The 18,139-nt window shown below is 55.8% G+C and carries 16 protein-coding genes; 6 read left to right on the top strand and 10 right to left on the bottom strand.

Going from position 1 to position 18,139, the window contains the following annotated elements; translation table 11 throughout:
• Positions 1-184: 184 nt before the first annotated feature.
• A complete protein-coding gene (zur, locus tag ACESQ2_RS21045) occupies positions 185-700 on the top strand; it encodes a zinc uptake transcriptional repressor Zur (RefSeq protein ID WP_004097781.1) in 516 nt (171 codons plus the stop codon).
• A 203-nt stretch (positions 701-903) separates the two neighbouring features.
• On the opposite strand, the gene ACESQ2_RS21040 is transcribed toward zur, so the two are convergent.
• The 4 genes from ACESQ2_RS21040 to ACESQ2_RS21025 all read right to left on the bottom strand — a co-directional run bounded on the left by ACESQ2_RS21040 (position 904) and on the right by ACESQ2_RS21025 (position 3,738).
• Positions 904-1,113, bottom strand: a complete 210-nt coding sequence (locus ACESQ2_RS21040) for a CsbD family protein (RefSeq protein ID WP_004137568.1) — start codon at positions 1,111-1,113, stop codon at positions 904-906.
• Positions 1,114-1,249: 136 nt separating this feature from the next.
• The gene (gene dinF, locus ACESQ2_RS21035; RefSeq protein ID WP_148849502.1) at positions 1,250-2,566 is read right to left on the bottom strand and encodes an MATE family efflux transporter DinF; all 1,317 of its coding nucleotides are present in this window, start codon (positions 2,564-2,566) and stop codon (positions 1,250-1,252) included.
• Between the two features lie 72 nt (positions 2,567-2,638).
• The gene (gene lexA, locus ACESQ2_RS21030; protein ID WP_004097774.1) at positions 2,639-3,247 is read right to left on the bottom strand and encodes a transcriptional repressor LexA; all 609 of its coding nucleotides are present in this window, start codon (positions 3,245-3,247) and stop codon (positions 2,639-2,641) included.
• A gap of 122 nt (positions 3,248-3,369) precedes the next feature.
• Positions 3,370-3,738: a diacylglycerol kinase gene (locus ACESQ2_RS21025; protein ID WP_014227539.1), complete on the bottom strand. Its 369-nt coding sequence runs from the start codon at positions 3,736-3,738 to the stop codon at positions 3,370-3,372.
• Between the two features lie 129 nt (positions 3,739-3,867).
• On the opposite strand from ACESQ2_RS21025, the gene plsB reads away from it, so the two are divergent.
• A complete protein-coding gene (gene plsB, locus ACESQ2_RS21020) occupies positions 3,868-6,291 on the top strand; it encodes a glycerol-3-phosphate 1-O-acyltransferase PlsB (protein ID WP_004097770.1) in 2,424 nt (807 codons plus the stop codon).
• Positions 6,292-6,381: 90 nt separating this feature from the next.
• Here plsB and ubiA read toward each other — a convergent pair whose 3' ends face one another.
• The 5 genes from ubiA to malK all read right to left on the bottom strand — a co-directional run bounded on the left by ubiA (position 6,382) and on the right by malK (position 11,619).
• Positions 6,382-7,251: a 4-hydroxybenzoate octaprenyltransferase gene (gene ubiA / locus ACESQ2_RS21015; protein ID WP_004097768.1), complete on the bottom strand. Its 870-nt coding sequence runs from the start codon at positions 7,249-7,251 to the stop codon at positions 6,382-6,384.
• A gap of 12 nt (positions 7,252-7,263) precedes the next feature.
• Positions 7,264-7,761: a chorismate lyase gene (ubiC, locus tag ACESQ2_RS21010; RefSeq protein ID WP_014227537.1), complete on the bottom strand. Its 498-nt coding sequence runs from the start codon at positions 7,759-7,761 to the stop codon at positions 7,264-7,266.
• A gap of 188 nt (positions 7,762-7,949) precedes the next feature.
• Positions 7,950-8,867, bottom strand: coding sequence for a maltose operon protein MalM (malM, locus tag ACESQ2_RS21005; RefSeq protein WP_014837132.1), 918 nt, complete (start codon positions 8,865-8,867; stop codon positions 7,950-7,952).
• A gap of 111 nt (positions 8,868-8,978) precedes the next feature.
• Positions 8,979-10,268, bottom strand: a complete 1,290-nt coding sequence (locus ACESQ2_RS21000; RefSeq protein WP_014227535.1) for a maltoporin — start codon at positions 10,266-10,268, stop codon at positions 8,979-8,981.
• 241 nt (positions 10,269-10,509) lie between these two features.
• Positions 10,510-11,619, bottom strand: a complete 1,110-nt coding sequence (gene malK / locus ACESQ2_RS20995) for a maltose/maltodextrin ABC transporter ATP-binding protein MalK (RefSeq protein WP_004097762.1) — start codon at positions 11,617-11,619, stop codon at positions 10,510-10,512.
• Between the two features lie 370 nt (positions 11,620-11,989).
• Here malK and malE point away from each other — a divergent pair, with 370 nt between their 5' ends.
• The 3 genes from malE (at position 11,990) to malG (ending at position 15,816) form a co-directional block, all read left to right on the top strand.
• Positions 11,990-13,180 (top strand): maltose/maltodextrin ABC transporter substrate-binding protein MalE, encoded by a 1,191-nt coding sequence (gene malE, locus ACESQ2_RS20990; RefSeq protein WP_014227534.1) that lies wholly within the window; start codon positions 11,990-11,992, stop codon positions 13,178-13,180.
• Positions 13,181-13,366: 186 nt separating this feature from the next.
• A complete protein-coding gene (malF, locus tag ACESQ2_RS20985) occupies positions 13,367-14,911 on the top strand; it encodes a maltose ABC transporter permease MalF (protein WP_014227533.1) in 1,545 nt (514 codons plus the stop codon).
• A 14-nt stretch (positions 14,912-14,925) separates the two neighbouring features.
• Positions 14,926-15,816 (top strand): maltose ABC transporter permease MalG, encoded by an 891-nt coding sequence (gene malG, locus ACESQ2_RS20980; protein ID WP_004097756.1) that lies wholly within the window; start codon positions 14,926-14,928, stop codon positions 15,814-15,816.
• A gap of 191 nt (positions 15,817-16,007) precedes the next feature.
• Here the strand turns inward: malG and psiE are convergent, their stop codons facing one another.
• The gene (gene psiE, locus ACESQ2_RS20975; protein ID WP_004097754.1) at positions 16,008-16,418 is read right to left on the bottom strand and encodes a phosphate-starvation-inducible protein PsiE; all 411 of its coding nucleotides are present in this window, start codon (positions 16,416-16,418) and stop codon (positions 16,008-16,010) included.
• Between the two features lie 377 nt (positions 16,419-16,795).
• Here psiE and ACESQ2_RS20970 point away from each other — a divergent pair, with 377 nt between their 5' ends.
• On the top strand, positions 16,796-18,073 hold the full coding sequence (locus ACESQ2_RS20970) for a serine dehydratase subunit alpha family protein (RefSeq protein ID WP_025107706.1): 1,278 nt from the start codon (positions 16,796-16,798) through the stop codon (positions 18,071-18,073).
• Positions 18,074-18,139 lie beyond the last annotated feature (66 nt).

The raw sequence follows: 18,139 nt of genomic DNA, 5'->3' as shown, positions 1-18,139 counted from the left end.
GAGATGCATCAGGTATAGCATAAGGTGGCAAGGTTGAGCGACCCCAGGAGCGCAGCTGGGACGAATTGGCGCAGCCAGCGCGCAGGTAACGTGAAGTGTGACGGGTATAGCCCGCCGGGTCTCGGCGTTTTACCGGTATCGTGATAAAGTAACAGTTTCAGATTCACGCAACCAGAGGACGCTCATGGATAAGACCACTTCGCAACAAATGTTAGCGCATGCTGAAAAGCTGTGCGCGCAGCGTGGCGTGCGCCTGACCCCGCAGCGCCTTGAAGTATTGCGTTTGATGAGCCTGCAGCAAGGGGCAATCAGCGCCTACGACCTGCTCGATCTCCTTCGTGAAAAAGAGCCTCAGGCGAAACCGCCGACGGTGTACCGGGCGCTGGAGTTTTTACTCGAGCAAGGGTTCGTGCATAAGGTGGAGTCCACCAATAGCTACGTGCTGTGTCACCTTTTCGATCAGCCGACCCACAGCTCGGCGATGTTTATCTGCGACCGCTGCGGCGGCGTCAAAGAAGAGTGTGCGGAAGGCGTCGAAGATATTATGCATACGCTGGCGGCAAGAATGGGATTCGCCCTGCGCCACAACGTCATTGAGGCTCACGGCCTGTGCGCCGCCTGCGTCGAGGTTGAATCCTGCAGTACGCCGGGCCACTGCCACCACGACCATACCATCCAGATCAAAAAGAAAGCCCGCTGAGGCGTTAGCCGCAGCGGGAATCAAGGGTGTATACCCGTCATACTTCAAGTTGCATGTGCGTTGGCTTTCCTCGCTCACCCCAGTCACTTACTGGAGTAAGCTCCTGGGGATTCTCTGCGTTGCCGCCTTCCTGCAACTCGAATTATTTAGGGTATAAATCGTTAGAGCAGGCAATAGTAAGGGGTTAAAACACGGCGTTTTCGCTACCAGCGATAGTCGTTTTTGGTTTCCCAGTCGGTCACTTCTTTCTCTGCCTGGTCTTTGGCGTAACCGTAGCGTTCCTGAATTCTGCCCACCAGCTGGTCGCGTTTGCCTTCAATGACGGTCATGTCATCGTCGGTCAGCTTGCCCCATTTTTCTTTCGCTTTACCTTTGAACTGTTTCCAGTTACCGCCGATTTCGTCTTTATTCATCATGCATTCCTCATCGTTCGGTTATCGTTCGGTGAATGAACAGCCCGCTGTGTGCCGGACATGACTTAACTATAGATGAGTATTCTGAGTAAGATTTATTATTCGGAATCTTTAACCATCAGATGCACCAAATGCATTACGAAAACCAGGTTCCGCGCTGCCAGTGGCGCCGCCAGATAACCGCCAGAGAAACGCCGCGCAGAGCGAGAAAGACCGTCAGCGCCAGCCACAGTCCGTGGTTGCCGAGCGTCGGTACCGTCAGCAGCGTCAGGGCAAACCCCGCCGCCGCTACCGCCATGCTGTTGCGCATCTCCGCCCCCCGCGTCGCGCCGATAAACATGCCGTCCAGCAGGTAGCACCAGACGCCAATGACCGGCAGGATCATCTGCCAGACCAGATAGCGGTCGGCCAGCTGCTGCAGCGAAGGCAGCGAGGTCAGCAAAGCGATAATCTGCTCACCGGCAAGACCGTAAATCAGCGCAAACGCCAGCGCTACCATCCCTGACTGGCGGCAGGCCGCGTGCCAGACGGCAAGCAGCTGGCTGTCGTCGCGCGCGCCGTAGGCCTGCCCGGAGTGCGCCTCAACGGCGTAGGCAAAACCGTCCAGCGCATAGGCGGTAAAGGTCAGCATCGTCATGAGGACCGCATTGACCGCGACGATATCAGCGCCAAGGCGGGCGCCAAATACCGTCACCGCCCCGAAGCAGAGCTGTAGAAGCAGCGAGCGCAGCATGATGTCGCGATTCAGCGCCAGCAGGCGGCGTATATCGCCGCGCCAGGCGTTTTTCAGCATCGACAGGGAAACGCCGCGCAGCGCCAGCACGCGTCTCGCCATCAGCAGGCCAATAAAGAAAGTGACGTATTCTGCGGTGACCGTCGCCAGCGCCGCCCCCTGCACGTTCATATGCAGGCCCATCACCAGCCATAAATCGAGCACGATGTTGAGGACGTTGCCGACCACCAGCAGGATCACCGGCGCTCTGGCGTACTGCACGCCCAGCAGCCAGCCCAGCAGGACCAGATTCGCCAGCGATGCCGGCGCGCTTAGCCAGCGGAGCTCCAGGAAGCGTCTGGCCTGTTCGAGCACGGCTTCGCTACCGCCGACGATATGCAGCGCCAGGTCGATTAACGGCATCCGCAAGAGCACAATCGCCGCCCCGGCGGCCAGCGCCAGGCCCAGAGGCTGTACCAGCGCACGCGCCAGCCGCTGCGGATCTTTTGCACCAAACGCCTGCGCCGTCAGTCCGGTGGTACTCATTCGCAGGAACAACAGCAGCATAAAGAGGAAGCTGGTCGCCGTTGCGCCAACCGCCACGCCCCCCAGATAAACCGGGCTGTCGAGATGGCCAATAACGGCGGTATCCACCAGCCCCAGCAGCGGAACGGTGATATTGGAGAAGATCATGGGCAGCGCTAAGCGCCACAGGGCTTTGTCGGCGGCGTTAAAAAGCATGGAGAAAGAGCCCAAATGAGGAAAAACGGCGCAGCATCATGCATCAGGTGATGATGCCGCGAGGTGAAGAGATTACTGCCAGTTGCCGTTGCGGATAACGCCGACGGCCAGGCCTTCAATAGTGAAGCTTTGCTCGCGAAGGTCCACCACGATCGGCGAAAATTCGCTGTTTTCCGGCAGCAGTTCAACGACGTTACCCTGCTTTTTCAGTCGCTTCACGGTAACTTCTTCGTCGATGCGCGCCACAACCACCTGGCCATTGCGCACATCCTGCGTTTTATGGACGGCCAGCAGGTCGCCATCAAGAATACCGATGTCTTTCATCGACATCCCGCTAACGCGCAGCAGAAAATCGGCATTCGGCTTAAACATAGCCGGATCGACCTGATAGTGACCTTCGATATGCTGCTGAGCCAGCAGCGGCTCACCCGCCGCGACGCGGCCAATAAGCGGCAGACCCGTTTCTTCTTCCGTCAGCAGACGAATACCGCGTGAGGCGCCGGAAACGATCTCGATTGCGCCTTTACGCGCCAGCGCTTTCAGGTGTTCTTCCGCCGCGTTTGGGGAACGGAACCCCAAGCGCTGAGCAATCTCCGCACGCGTCGGCGGCATGCCCGTCTGGCTGATATGATCCCGAATGAGATCAAACACCTCTTGCTGCCTGGTCGTTAACGCTTTCATTCCGCCCCCTGGGTGTATATACAGTTATGCTGTGAGTATATACAGCTAACGGTGATTTTGGAACCACATTTCACACAAAAATCAGGAGTTTCTTTCCGTTTTGCGAGCCGCTACGCCAGGCGTTAGCGGTAGTTTGCCCATAAAAGCGTTCCCCACGCGATCAGCGCGATGATAATCGCCAGCAATACCGCCGCCGATCCCATGTCTTTCGCTCGCCCCGACAGCTCGTGATGTTCAGGGCCAATACGGTCAACAACCGCCTCAATCGCGCTATTGATAATTTCAACTATCATCACTAGCAGGACCGAGCTAATCAACAGCACCCGGGTGATGGCATCGACGTCTAACCAGCAGGCGATCGCCACGGCAACAACGGCCGCGATGCCTTCCTGACGAAAGGCGGCCTCGTTGACCCACGCCGCCCGGAATCCTTTCCAGGAATACCCTGCCGCTTTAATAATTCGGGTTAACCCAGTGGTATTATTGGCCATCAAACAAACCTTTTTATGTAAATGACGTCAATGAGTGTACGCGTTTGCCGCGTTACAACGGAAATTTTGCGCACTTTCTGTTATTCTTGCGGCGCATTTGCATGATTAACCAGAGGCTTCACATCGTCTATGTCTGGCTGGCAACGAATTTACTATAAATTACTGAATTTACCATTAAGGGCGCTGGTAAAAAGCAAGTCGATTCCGGCACAACCTGCTCAGGAATTAGGCCTGGATACCTCGCGTCCCATTATGTATGTCCTGCCCTACAATTCGAAGGCGGACCTGCTGACGCTGCGCGCGCAATGTCTGGAACATGAGTTACCGGACCCGCTGGAGCCGCTCGAGATCGACGGCGGCCTGCTTCCGCGCTACGTATTTATCCACGGCGGACCGCGCGTGTTTACCTATTACACGCCGAAAGAAGAGTCTATCAAGCTCTTTCACGACTATCTGGATTTGCACCGCAACCATCCCGATCTTGACGTGCAGATGGTGCCGGTTTCGGTGATGTTCGGTCGCGCGCCGGGGCGTGAAAAAGGCGAGGTGAACCCGCCGCTGCGCATGCTCAACGGCATTCAGAAATTCTTCGCCGTTCTGTGGCTGGGCCGCGACAGCTTTGTCCGTTTCTCGCCTTCGGTCTCGCTGCGTAAGATGGCGGACGAACACGGTACCGATAAAACCATCGCCCAGAAGCTGGCCCGCGTGGCGCGCATGCACTTCGCCCGTCAGCGTCTGGCGGCGGTCGGCCCGCGCCTGCCCGCGCGCCAGGATCTGTTTAATAAACTGCTGGCGTCGAAAGCCATTGCCCGTGCGGTAGAAGACGAAGCCCGCAGCAAGAAAATTTCTCATGAAAAGGCGCAGCAAAACGCTATCGCCCTGATGGAAGAGATCGCCGCGAACTTCTCCTATGAGATGATTCGCCTGACCGATCGCGTGCTGGGCTTTACCTGGAACCGGCTGTATCAGGGCATTAACGTGCATAACGCCGAGCGCGTGCGCCAGCTGGCGCATGAAGGCCACGAGATCGTTTATGTCCCGTGCCACCGCAGCCATATGGACTATCTGCTGCTCTCTTACGTCATTTATCATCAGGGCCTGGTGCCGCCGCATATCGCCGCCGGTATCAACCTGAACTTCTGGCCCGCCGGTCCGATCTTCCGTCGCGGCGGCGCGTTCTTTATTCGCCGCACGTTCAAGGGCAATAAGCTTTACTCAACCGTATTCCGCGAATATCTCGGCGAGCTGTTCAGCCGCGGCTATTCGGTGGAGTATTTCGTTGAAGGCGGGCGTTCGCGTACCGGACGCCTGCTGGATCCGAAAACCGGCACCCTGTCGATGACCATTCAGGCGATGCTGCGCGGCGGTAATCGCCCCATCACCCTGGTGCCGATTTACATCGGCTACGAGCACGTGATGGAGGTCGGTACCTACGCCAAAGAGCTACGCGGTGCGACGAAAGAGAAAGAGAGCCTGCCGCAGATGCTGCGCGGCTTGAGCAAGCTGCGAAATCTCGGCCAGGGCTACGTTAACTTCGGCGAACCCCTGCCGCTGATGGCCTATCTGAACCAGCATGTGCCGGACTGGCGCGAGTCTATCGACCCTATCGAAGCGGTTCGCCCTTCCTGGCTGACCCCGACGGTGAATAATATCGCCTCGGATCTGATGGTGCGCATCAATAATGCCGGCGCGGCTAACGCCATGAACCTGTGCTGTACCGCGCTGCTGGCATCGCGTCAGCGTTCACTGACCCGCGAGCAGCTCACCGAGCAGCTGGAGTGCTATCTCGCCCTGCTGCGCAATGTGCCATATTCAGCGGATGCGACCACGCCTGCGGCTTCGGCCAGCGAGCTGATTGACCACGCGCTGCAGATGAACAAGTTCGAAGTCGAGAAAGATACCATTGGCGATATCATCATTCTGCCGCGCGAGCAGGCCGTGCTGATGACCTACTACCGCAACAACATCGCCCATATGCTGGTGATGCCGTCGCTGTTAGCCGCCATCGTCACTCAGCATCGTCGTATTACCCGCGCCGAAATCCTGCGTCACGTCGAGATGTTCTATCCGTTCCTGAAGGCCGAGCTGTTCCTGCGCTGGGAAAAAGCGGAGCTGGCGGGCGTCGTCGATGCGCTGATCGCTGAAATGCAGCGTCAGGGACTCATCGCCCTGAACGACGATGAGGTGAGCGTCAATCCGTCTCATGCCCGTTCTCTGCAGCTGCTGGCCGCAGGCGCGCGCGAAACGCTGCAGCGCTACGCCATTACCTTCTGGCTGCTGAGCGCTAACCCGTCAATCAACCGCAGTTCGCTGGAGAAAGAGAGCCGCACCGTGGCGCAGCGCCTGTCCGTTCTGCACGGCATCAACGCGCCGGAGTTCTTCGATAAGGCGGTGTTCAGTACGCTGGTGCTGACCCTGCGTGACGAAGGCTATATCAGCGATACCGGGGACGCCGAGCCGGAAGAGACGTTGAAGATCTACCGCATGCTGGCGGATCTGATTACTTCGGATGTGCGATTAACGATTGAAAGCGTTACCCAGGATGAAGCGTAACGCTTAAAGAGATGTCCCGGCCTGCGCCGGGCTACCGGACCCTGCGGTTTGTAGCCCGGCTAAGGCGTTTACGCCGCAAGCCGGGAAGAACTACTGCATATATCCCATCGCCAGGCCGAGAAACAGCACCAGCCCCACGTAGTTATTGTTCATAAACGCCTTAAAGCAGGCATCGCGTTCGCGTTTAAATATCAGCTTCTGCTGCCAGGCAAACAGCGCCGCGGCGATAAACAACGACCAGTAATACTCCCAGCCCAGCCCGCTCAGCCAGCCTACCGCGGCCATCAGACCCAGTACCGCCACCTGTAAAATACCGATGATTAAGCGATCGTTGTCGCCAAAGAGAATCGCCGTCGATTTGATACCGATTTTGACGTCATCATCACGATCGACCATCGCATACTGGGTATCGTAGGCCACCGCCCACAGGATATTGGCGAGGAACATCAGCCAGCAGCTCAGCGGCAGCGATTCGCTGACCGCCGAAAAGGCCATCGGGATCGACCAGCCGAACGCCGCGCCCAGCACGACCTGAGGCAGGTGGGTATAGCGCTTCATAAACGGATATACCCATGCCAGCGCCAGCGCCGCTACCGACAGCAGAATGGTCATGGTGTTCAGGGTCAACACCAGCAGAAACGAAAGCAGCACCAGCACGACAAACAGCGTCCGCGCCTCCTTTTCGCTAACGTCGCCGCTCGGCAACGGGCGGCGGGCCGTCCGTTTGACGTGGCCGTCAAACTTGCGATCGGCATAGTCGTTGACCACGCAGCCTGCGGCGCGCATCAGCCAGACGCCGGCGACAAAAACGGCGAGGATCCATAGCGGCGGTATCCCCGGCGTCGCCACCCACAGCGCCCACAGCGTCGGCCACAGCAGCAGCAGCGCGCCAATCGGTTTGTCAGTACGCATCAGGCGGTGAAACGCCAGCAGCTTGTTCTGCGTCAGACTCCACTCCATTTCATTTTCCTCTTAATACAACGGCGATGCAGGCAAAAACAGTTCCGTCAGCAGCAGCGGTTTGCCGCTCAACCGGAGGCGGGAACGACGCCCCCACAGCTCTGCATGACGACCAATTTCAATAAAATCACGGGTTAGCGTCGATGACGTGAAGAGATAGCGGCCCAACGGCGTTTGCCCCAGCTGTTGCAGCGCCAGTTCGGGGCCGCTCAGCGTTGATTCGGGCACTATCGTGCGCCCGGCCAGCCAGGGTTCACCGTTGGCGCAAAGAATGATTTCCCGCAGCCAGTAGCGGGGTTCGCTCGGTAACAGGGGCGCCTCACCGGCCAGCGCGTCGCGTCCAACAAAACCTTCGTTAACCATGATGACGCTGACTTTCTTCCCCTGCTGCTCAAAGCGTTTGGTCATTGAGTCTTCCAGCAATAGCCAGTCGCGCAAATGCGCATCCAGCGGGGGCATAGCGGCAAAATAATGCAGCGCACGCAGTTGCGTAAGCGCAGGATGTGGCATGCCTGAATCTCCGGTACATAACGTAAAGGTATTGTATCGCAGAATGGGGCATCGGGGGCGGGCAAACGTCAATATACGATCATCCGCGCAACAGCCGTGCAACAGAGGCTGCGGCGCGCTAAAAAAAAGTGCGCCCTGACGGACGCACCTAAAGGCTGTGCCTAAACATCAGCATTGCGGGGAGACGGTCACCCCTTGCCTTTTACACTGCTGATAAAGGTGGAACGAGCAGATTTCGAGCCAAGACGTTCAGCTTCGTTCATCAATTTCAGGGCCTTATCGATATCGCCTTTCGCAACCGCCTGCTTAATGCCGTTGTTGAAATAGGTTTCGGTGTCATCAAGCATCGGTTCGCTTTTCGCCGCCGGAGCCGGGGCCGGCGCGACAACCGGCGCGGCGGTATTGCCGACGGTCACCGGGCCATTGCCGGAAGAGCCAAACAGCGGACCAACCAGCACGCTGGAACCGCTATTGGTTTTGACTTTTAGCTTCAGCACGCCATCGGTGGTGTGGCGGGCAATCGGGTCTGGAATATCCGGCACGGCATTGCCCGCGCCTTTAGCGTAAGCTTTCGCCGGATCCAGCAGAGTCGTGGTTTGTTGTAAATCTTTTTCCGTCGTAAAGACCAGCACGTAAAGCTTCTGCTGCCCCAGCGCCGGGGTCAGGCGCATGACGCCTTCAAGCCGATCCGCGGTCATTACGCCGGGCTGCTGATAGGTAAAATAGCTGCTGGGGAAGAACGCGGATGGCGTCATATTCTGATCGAGAATCAGCACGTTCGGCGCAAAAATCTGTTTTTGCTTATTCACTTCGCTCGTGAGCGTCAGGGTCAGTTCGCCAATATTCGCCGGAACGCTCCAGGCCGCAACCGGGCCGGAGATACCGGCAACATCCAGGCGCTGGCCGCCCGTGAGTAAATCAACGGTCTGCGTTTTAGATTGATCGACTGGCGTCCAGACGAGCTGCTGCAGGGCAGCACCGGGGATGGCGGGCGCTGCGCTGGTGTTTTGCGGGACAAAGTTGACGTCGGCAAGGCTCATTCCCGGCGCGCATGCCAACATTCCTGCGGATAAACACAGGGCGACGAGAGTTTTCTTCATTTTCATTGTTCTCACCTCGGATAGCGTAGGTTTAGCGGTGGCCAGGCAATAGCGCGCTAATCCTGAAGAATCAGGAGGGGCAGAGCCCCTCCGTGTCACTACATGATTACGGCGGTGTTACCACCAAACTTCCATCTGCGCACCGAAGGTCACTTCGCTATCGTTACCGCGGCTGGAGGTGTAAACCCCGTTACCGCTGCCGTCTTTAGTCTGCAGACCGGAGGTGTTGCTGTAGCCCCAGTTCTCATCCCATTTTGCGTAGGTCGCGAAAATACGGATTGCCGGGCGAGACCAGACGCTGTTACCCGCCTGCCATTGCTGGGCCAGGGTAATTTTGTACTGGTTGTTGTTTTCGCTGGTGCGCTGGGATTTCACGTTGTCGTAACCGACTTCCAGCTGGGTGCTCATGATCGGCGTCCATTTGTACATCGGACGAACACCGACGGTGTACCAGGTAGAACCGTTGTTGCTGTCCAGATCCACGTCCTGGTACATCGCAACGTACATCAGGCCCCAGTCATCGTTGAAGTCCATAGCGCCGTGATCCAGAACGCGGATCATGCTGCCGTTGTTATCGATGCTGGTTCCCTGGGAGTGACCGCTGTTCCAGGAGGTCATCGAGTCGGTCGCATACTGAACAACAAACTTGTTGAAGCCGCCCCAGATAGACTGAGTATGTTCACCGGTGAACATCCAGCCGTCTTTTGATGCGCCATCAACCAGACGGTAATCGTCCTGCGGGTTAGCGCGGCCATAATCCACACCTAACTCCAGTACGCCGCCCGGGTTGATTTCCATACCGGCCAGACGCACGTCAAAGACGTCGTTTGCGGTTTTAGCAGCAAATTTCTTGGTGTCATCGCTGGAGAAAGTGTAAGAACCGCCGCTTTCTGAGTTACGCGTGGCTGCCAGAGAGAGTTTACCGAAGCCAAGGTCAACGTTTTCCAGACCCGCACCCGGGCCGGAGATATCCCAGTAGTAGAAGTCGATCATGTGAACGTCATGACGCTGGTAGAAGCGCTTACCGGCCCACAGGGTAGAACCCGGCAACCAGTCAATCAGGTTTTTACCCTGGATGTTAGCTTCACGAAACGCCGGAGAGGTACTTTCCCAGTCATCTTCCTGATTTACGGAATAAGCGACGTTAGTATCGAAATAAAAACTCTTATCACCTTCTTTCCACAACTCCTGGCCCAGCTTCAGTTCCGCATAGGTTTCACATTCGTTGCCAAGACGGTATTTGCTTTGAGCGCCCGTGGCTTTGAAGCACTGTTGCTCACCGCCGCTGCCGGTCCAGCCGATACCAGAACGAGCGTAGCCGTGGAAATCAACGGCCAGCGCCTGAGCAGACATAACGCCTGCCGCAACGGCGACCGCCAGTGGAAGTTTGCGCAGAGTAATCATCATTCTATCTCCTGAGATCATTGCTTTTCTTTGAACACTTCACCCTTCGGGCTGCCTCTTTGTTGGCTGCGCTCATTCACCCTGGTCACGTACTTTTGTACGCTCCCAGGGATGAATGAGGGACATCCATGTCCCTCACCGAAGGCTGCCTTCGGCTGTTCAAATTCGTTCCTGACGAATTTGTCATTCCCTTGCCGCCTCGATGCAGCGCGAATGGTTTTGTGTTTTTTTTTAGTTAGAAGCCTTACACGCCCGGCTCTTTATGCAGCCGACGACAAGCGGTGCCATCCTCACGGAATAAATGGCAGCGCTCCGGCGGCAAACCGATGGCGAATGTGGCTCCCTCTTCTACCAGCACCACGTCGTTCTGGCGGTAAACCAGGTTCTGACGGATGGATGGGATCTGAATATGAATTTGCGTTTCGTGGCCGAGCTGTTCGACCACCTGAACTTCACCTTCGAGGGTGACGTCGGCGATATCGCTGGGCAGCAGATGTTCCGGGCGAATCCCTAAGGACATGTTGGCGCCGACCTGAACGCGGGCGCTGTCCACCGGCAGCCAGACCTGCTGACGGTTTGGCAGCTCCACCTGCACCTGCTCAATGGCGGTAGCGGTGACTTTCACCGGCAGGAAGTTCATCTTCGGCGAGCCAATAAAGCCCGCGACGAAACGATCCGCCGGGTAGTGATAGAGTTCGAGAGGCTTCCCGACCTGCGCGACGCGACCGGCGTCCAGCACCACAATCTTGTCGGCCAGGGTCATCGCTTCGACCTGGTCGTGGGTCACGTAAATCATCGTGCGGCCAAGACGCTTATGCAGACGGGAAATCTCAATGCGCATCTGCACGCGCAGCGCGGCATCGAGGTTAGAGAGTGGTTCATCCAGCAGGAACACGCGCGGTTCAGCCACCAGGGTACGGCCAATCGCCACGCGCTGACGCTGACCGCCGGAAAGCGCTTTCGGTTTGCGCTCCAGCAGATGGGCCAGCTGAAGAACCTCCGCCACCTGAGTCACGCGCTGGTTAATCAGCTCTTTTTTGGCGCCGGCCAGCTTCAGGCCAAAAGACATGTTTTCCGCGACGGAAAGGTGGGGGTAAAGCGCATAAGACTGAAACACCATCCCGATACCGCGCTCGGCGGGCGGGACATCATTCATTCGGGTATCGCCAATCAGCAGATCGCCGCTGGTCACCGTTTCCAGCCCGGCAATCATACGCAGCAGGGTGGATTTGCCGCAGCCTGATGGCCCAACAAACACGACGAACTCCCCATCCTGGATCTCGAGATTGATATCTTTCGATACCACTACGTCACCCCAGGCTTTCGTTACATTTCGCAGCTGTACGCTCGCCATGCCCTTCTCCCTTCGTTACAACCTGTCACTTAACGACACATTCAAGATGGGCTGACTATGCGGCATTCATAAATAGGGTAAATCCTCCACCCCCCGGCTTTTTTATGGGGGAGGAGGCGGGAGGATGAGAGATTGCTTCTCGCCGCCGGGGGGGACGGACGGACGTCGATTTCGTGATGTAGCCTGCAAAATTGGCCGCCTTTTTATGTGCTCCAGGACTCATAACCGGCATTTCTGCAATGGAGATCACACTATCGGGGGATGGGGCGTAGACATGGGGAGGATGGAAAGAGGTTGTTAAAAAAGGAAACTCATCACCGTTAAGCCACTCAAGTGTATCCACGAGCACATCACCAAATAGGACGGGTATATGAAAATCAAAACTGGCGCTCGCATCCTCGCGCTGTCTGCATTGACCACGATGATGTTTTCCGCCTCTGCCCTCGCAAAAATCGAAGAAGGTAAGCTGGTTATCTGGATTAACGGCGACAAAGGCTACAACGGCCTCGCTGAAGTGGGTAAAAAGTTTGAAAAAGACACCGGCATTAAAGTCTCCGTAGAGCATCCGGATAAGCTGGAAGAGAAATTCCCGCAGGTTGCCGCGACCGGCGACGGCCCTGACATCATCTTCTGGGCTCACGACCGTTTTGGCGGCTACGCGCAGTCCGGCCTGCTGGCGGAAATCACCCCGGATAAAGCGTTCCAGGACAAACTCTATCCGTTCACCTGGGATGCGGTTCGCTATAACGGCAAGCTGATTGCCTACCCGGTTGCCGTTGAAGCGCTGTCGCTGATCTATAACAAAGACCTGGTGCCAAACCCGCCGAAAACCTGGGAAGAGATCCCGGCGCTGGATAAAGAACTGAAGGCGAAAGGTAAGAGCGCGCTGATGTTCAACCTGCAAGAACCGTACTTCACCTGGCCGCTGATCGCCGCCGACGGCGGTTATGCGTTCAAGTTTGAAAACGGCAAGTACGACGTGAAAGACGTAGGCGTGGATAGCGCTGGCGCGAAAGCGGGCCTGACCTTCCTGGTCGACCTTATCAAGAACAAGCATATGAACGCCGACACCGACTACTCCATCGCGGAAGCGGCATTCAACAAAGGCGAAACCGCGATGACCATCAACGGTCCGTGGGCGTGGTCTAACATCGATAAGAGCAAGGTTAACTACGGCGTTACCCTGCTGCCGACCTTCAAAGGCAACCCTTCTAAACCGTTCGTTGGCGTACTGAGCGCCGGTATTAACGCCGCCAGCCCGAACAAAGAACTGGCGAAAGAGTTCCTCGAAAACTACCTGATGACCGATCAGGGTCTGGATGAAGTGAACAAGGACAAACCGCTGGGCGCGGTCGCGCTGAAATCCTTCCAGGAAAAACTGGAAAAAGATCCGCGTATCGCCGCCACCATGGCTAACGCCCAGAAAGGTGAAATCATGCCGAATATTCCGCAGATGTCCGCCTTCTGGTATGCCGTTCGTACCGCAGTGATCAACGCCGCTAGCGGTCGCCAGACCGTCGATGCGGCGCTGAAAGACGCACAGGCTCGTATCACCAAGTAATACGGTTTCCCTTATTTCTTAGGGAATAAGGTTTGTTGAATACGTTGTTACGCGAAATCATTCGCGCTACATCGAGGCGGCAAGGATGCAAATCCCCAGGCGCTTACATCAGTAAGTGACTGGGGTACGCATCTGCAGCCAACAAAGAGGTAGCGCGAAGGATAAAGTGTAAAGAGGATGATCCCCATGGATGTCGTGAAAAAGAAGCACTGGTGGCAAAGCCCGCAGCTCACATGGTCTGTGATCGGCTTGCTGTGCCTGCTGGTGGGTTACCTTGTTGTTTTGATGTACGCCCAGGGGGAGTACCTGTTTGCCATCATGACGCTGATTTTGAGCTCGGTTGGCCTGTATATTTTTTCCAATCGCAAGGCCTACGCCTGGCGCTATGTTTATCCGGGTCTCGCCGGGATGGGGCTGTTCGTCCTGTTCCCGCTGATCTGCACTATCGCTATCGCTTTTACCAACTACAGCAGCACTAACCAGCTGACCTTCGAACGCGCCCAACAGGTGCTGATGGACCGCTCCTTCCAGGCAGGGAAATCCTACAACTTCGCGCTTTATCCGGCGGGAGATGAGTGGAAGCTGGCGCTGACCGACGGCGAAAGCGGCAAAAACTATCTCTCCGACGCCTTTAAATTCGGCGGCGAACAGAAGCTGGCCTTAAAAGAGGCTGACGCCCTGCCGGAAGGCGAGCGCGCCACGCTGCGCGTGATTACGCAAAACCGTACCGCCCTGAACCAGCTGACCGCCGTGTTGCCGGATGAAAGCAAAGTCATTATGAGCTCCCTGCGTCAGTTCTCCGGTACTCAGCCGCTGTACGCGCTGGCCAGTGACGGCACGCTGACCAACAACCAGAGCGGCGTGAAATACCGTCCGAACGCCGAGGTCGGTTTCTATCAGGCGATCAACGCCGACGGTAGCTGGGGCAGCGAAAAGCTCAGCCCGGGCTACACCGTGACCATCGGCTGGGATAACTTCACTCGCGTGTTCCAGGATGAAGGCATCCAGAAACCGTTCTTCGCGATTTTCGTCTGGACGGTGGTGTTCTCCGTTCTGACCGTGATTCTCACCGTTGCGGTCGGCATGGTGCTCGCCTGTCTCGTCCAGTGGGAAGCCCTGAAAGGTAAAGCGATTTACCGCGTACTGCTGATTCTGCCTTACGCCGTACCGTCGTTTATCTCGATTCTGATTTTCAAAGGGTTGTTCAACCAGAGCTTTGGTGAGATCAACATGATGCTCAGCGCGCTGTTCGGCATCAAGCCGGCCTGGTTTAGCGACCCGACCACCGCGCGTACCATGATTATCATCGTCAACACCTGGCTGGGCTATCCGTACATGATGATCCTGTGCATGGGCCTGCTGAAAGCGATTCCTGACGATTTATATGAAGCCTCGGCAATGGATGGCGCTACGCCGTTCCAGAACTTCTTCAAAATTACGCTGCCGCTGCTGATCAAGCCGCTGACGCCGCTGATGATCGCCAGCTTCGCCTTTAACTTTAACAACTTCGTGCTGATTCAGCTGTTGACCAACGGCGGGCCGGACCGGCTCGGCACCACCACGCCGGCGGGCTACACCGACCTGCTGGTGAGCTATACCTACCGTATCGCCTTTGAAGGCGGCGGCGGTCAGGACTTCGGCCTCGCGGCGGCTATCGCCACTCTGATCTTCCTGCTGGTAGGCGCCCTGGCGATTGTTAACCTGAAAGCCACACGTATGAAGTTTGATTAAGGGAGATAACGATTATGGCTATGGTTCAACCCAAATCTCAGAAGCTGCGCCTGTTCACGACGCACCTCCTGCTGCTGATTTTTATCGCGGCGATTATGTTCCCGCTGCTGATGGTCATCGCTATCTCGCTGCGCGAAGGGAACTTCGCCACCGGTAGCCTGATCCCCGAAAGTATCTCCTGGGAGCACTGGCGGCTGGCGCTCGGCTTCAGCGTCGAACACGCTGACGGTCGCGTCACGCCGCCCCCCTTCCCGGTGCTGCTGTGGCTGTGGAACTCCATCAAGGTGGCAGGCATTACCGCCATTGGCATCGTCGCGCTCTCTACCACCTGCGCTTACGCTTTTGCCCGCATGCGCTTCCCGGGTAAAGCAACGTTGCTGAAAGGGATGCTGATTTTCCAGATGTTCCCCGCGGTGCTGTCGCTTGTCGCGCTGTATGCCCTGTTTGACCGTCTCGGCCAGTACGTGCCGTTCGTTGGACTGAATACCCACGGCGGCGTCATCTTCGCCTATATGGGCGGTATCGCGCTGCACGTCTGGACAATCAAAGGTTACTTCGAAACCATCGACGGCTCGCTGGAAGAAGCGGCGGCGCTGGACGGCGCGACCCCATGGCAGGCTTTCCGCCTGGTGCTGCTCCCGCTGTCGGTACCGATTCTGGCGGTGGTGTTTATTCTGTCGTTCATCGCGGCGATTACCGAAGTGCCGGTGGCCTCCCTGCTGCTGCGCGATGTGAACAGCTATACCCTTGCGGTCGGAATGCAACAGTATCTCAACCCGCAGAACTATCTGTGGGGCGACTTTGCCGCCGCGGCGGTGCTTTCCGCCATTCCGATTACCGTGGTGTTCCTGCTGGCCCAGCGCTGGTTGGTTAACGGCCTGACGGCTGGCGGAGTGAAAGGTTAATTTTTTTGTAACACCTGCCCCAAATTTCAGAGGAGGGATGACGGTTTTGCGGTAATGCGCGACCCCAACCGGGTATTACCGCCGTCGCCCTCAGCTGAAAAAGTAAGGCAAATGCCACTGCTATCCTCAACTGGACCCTACATAAATTCTATTTGTGACTGTTGGTCAGCGGCCCTGGAGGCCGCTTTTTTTTATTCGCGCTTCAGACGGTTGGAGTTACACAGCCAGAGCGTTATCACCAGAATCAGGATCGCCGCGGAGTAAATCAGCACCGCCATAGGCGACTCATGATCGATAATGATCAGGCGGACGATTGCGGTGATGCCGATATAGACAAAGTAGCGCAGCGGGAAGTGAAATCCCGACTCAAAGTACTTCACTATCAGCGCGATAAACTCGAAATAGAGGAAGTAGACCACCAGCCCTTCCACCAGCTTGTACTTGCTGACAGGCTCCGGGGTGAACAGGACGTGCGCCAGATGCAGCGTCTCCTTTCCCAGAAATACGATCAGAATGACCCCCAGGCACAGCAGGCCAAGATTCAAAACGGTTTGCATTGCGGTTGCAATAAAACTCACCAACGGACGATAAACCGGCGGCATAGGTACACCTCATCATCATGATTTCCTGTGACCTGTATAACGCAAAAATGTGATCCAGATCTACATTTGTGAGTCCCTTCTTTCCACTGCTTGCCTTTCTCATCTCCGATGAAATACGTAAAAAGAGAAATTTTTACTTTCGGCAACGCTGTGAGGTAGTTAACTAAATCCCTTTTTATGTTCAAAAAACAGAATATAAATACCCGTCAAATCAGTTAATTAACCATAATAAGATCACAATTTTACAATATTGTAATAAGCGAATATTTTTCTCTTTCAGGCATAAATTACGCCCGCATTAGAGTAAGTTTTTCCTTAGAAATTGACTTAGCATACTCGCAGATTAATAAACCCTCGTTAGCGGAACGATATAAAACATGACTACTGAACACTCATCCCTGTTTATAAACTGGCTAAAAAAAGAAGTGGCTCCGGCATTAGGCTGTACGGAACCCGTTGCTATTTCTTTTACCGCCGCTTACGCTGCGAAACATTTAGATACGGCTTGTCAAAACATTAGCGGCTTTATTTCTGCGAACCTGTACAAGAATGCGATGGGCGTAACTATTCCGGGCACTTCCGTCAGCGGGGTGGCGCTCGCAGCCGCAATTGGCGCATTTGGTGGCGATGCGGATAAAGGTTTAAAAACGCTGGAGGGAATTACCGAACGGCATGTTGAATTAGCCCAGATGTTAATTGCCGATGGCCAGGTCAATATTAGCGTGAAAGATACTCCTGACTTTATTCATCTGGATCTGACGCTAACGGGTGGCGAAAAGAGCTGCCGCGTGGTGGTCAAGGGCACGCATACCAATATCGTTGAGCTGTATATTAATGGCGAAGCGCAGGTGCTGGCTGACAAACAGAGTACGGTAACGCAGCAGGAAACATTAGCAACCTTCTCGCTTGCGGAAGCCTTTAATTTTATTAACGAGGTCGAATTCGCCGACATCGCATTTATTCTCGAAGCCGCCCGGCTCAATTCGGCGCTGGCGGAGGAAGGTAAAAGCAAAAAATACGGCTTGAACATCAACGGCACCTTCTCTGATGCGGTAAAAAATGGCCTGCTCAGCAACGACCTGCTGAGTAAAGTCATCATCAATACCGTCGCCGCATCCGACGCACGAATGGGCGGAGCCCCCGTCGTCGCGATGTCTAACTTTGGTTCCGGTAACCAGGGTATCGCCGCCACCATGCCGGTAGTGACGGTCGCGGAGCATCTTAACGCCGATGAAGAGACCCTCGCGCGGGCGCTGGCGCTCTCCCACCTGACCGCCATATCGATCCACTCCCGCTATACGCGTCTCTCCGCGCTATGCGCGGCGTCCACGGCAGCGATGGGCGCCGCGGCTGGCATGGCGTGGTTATTTACCCGTGACCTGCAAACAATTAATACCGCTATTATTAATATGATCAGCGATATTACCGGCATGATTTGTGATGGCGCCTCTAATAGCTGCGCAATGAAAGTGTCGTCCGTGGTTTCCAGCGCCTTTAAGGCCGTACTGATGGCGATGCAAAATAGCTGCGCAGGCTCTAATGACGGCATTGTTTGCGCTGACGTTGAGCAGACTATTAATAATCTCTGCCGTCTGGTAATTAAGCCTATGGCCTATACCGATAAAGAAATCATCAACATTATGGTAGCAAAGTAATCATTAATTAGCGTTTTAATGTACCTTACACAAATAATTAATCTCCTGAATACAACAGGTATTGTT

This window comes from Klebsiella sp. Q11, from assembly GCF_964241505.1.
Classification (GTDB): domain Bacteria; phylum Pseudomonadota; class Gammaproteobacteria; order Enterobacterales; family Enterobacteriaceae; genus Klebsiella; species Klebsiella michiganensis.
Note: the sequence above shows the minus strand (reverse complement) of the source record. Positions and strands in the feature narration are given on the sequence as shown.

What these genes read in the sequence shown, in the direction of transcription:
- ubiC (WP_014227537.1), bottom strand. Translation starts at nt 7,761, where the DNA reads ATGCCACATCCTGCGCTTACGCAACTGCGTGCGCTGCATTATTTTGCC.
- malG (WP_004097756.1), top strand. Translation starts at nt 14,926, where the DNA reads ATGGCTATGGTTCAACCCAAATCTCAGAAGCTGCGCCTGTTCACGACG.
- lexA (WP_004097774.1), bottom strand. Translation starts at nt 3,247, where the DNA reads ATGAAAGCGTTAACGACCAGGCAGCAAGAGGTGTTTGATCTCATTCGG.
- ACESQ2_RS21000 (WP_014227535.1), bottom strand. Translation starts at nt 10,268, where the DNA reads ATGATGATTACTCTGCGCAAACTTCCACTGGCGGTCGCCGTTGCGGCA.
- ACESQ2_RS21025 (WP_014227539.1), bottom strand. Translation starts at nt 3,738, where the DNA reads ATGGCCAATAATACCACTGGGTTAACCCGAATTATTAAAGCGGCAGGG.
- plsB (WP_004097770.1), top strand. Translation starts at nt 3,868, where the DNA reads ATGTCTGGCTGGCAACGAATTTACTATAAATTACTGAATTTACCATTA.
- ACESQ2_RS20970 (WP_025107706.1), top strand. Translation starts at nt 16,796, where the DNA reads ATGACTACTGAACACTCATCCCTGTTTATAAACTGGCTAAAAAAAGAA.
- zur (WP_004097781.1), top strand. Translation starts at nt 185, where the DNA reads ATGGATAAGACCACTTCGCAACAAATGTTAGCGCATGCTGAAAAGCTG.
- dinF (WP_148849502.1), bottom strand. Translation starts at nt 2,566, where the DNA reads ATGCTTTTTAACGCCGCCGACAAAGCCCTGTGGCGCTTAGCGCTGCCC.
- malK (WP_004097762.1), bottom strand. Translation starts at nt 11,619, where the DNA reads ATGGCGAGCGTACAGCTGCGAAATGTAACGAAAGCCTGGGGTGACGTA.
- psiE (WP_004097754.1), bottom strand. Translation starts at nt 16,418, where the DNA reads ATGCCGCCGGTTTATCGTCCGTTGGTGAGTTTTATTGCAACCGCAATG.
- malF (WP_014227533.1), top strand. Translation starts at nt 13,367, where the DNA reads ATGGATGTCGTGAAAAAGAAGCACTGGTGGCAAAGCCCGCAGCTCACA.
- ACESQ2_RS21040 (WP_004137568.1), bottom strand. Translation starts at nt 1,113, where the DNA reads ATGAATAAAGACGAAATCGGCGGTAACTGGAAACAGTTCAAAGGTAAA.
- malM (WP_014837132.1), bottom strand. Translation starts at nt 8,867, where the DNA reads ATGAAAATGAAGAAAACTCTCGTCGCCCTGTGTTTATCCGCAGGAATG.
- malE (WP_014227534.1), top strand. Translation starts at nt 11,990, where the DNA reads ATGAAAATCAAAACTGGCGCTCGCATCCTCGCGCTGTCTGCATTGACC.
- ubiA (WP_004097768.1), bottom strand. Translation starts at nt 7,251, where the DNA reads ATGGAGTGGAGTCTGACGCAGAACAAGCTGCTGGCGTTTCACCGCCTG.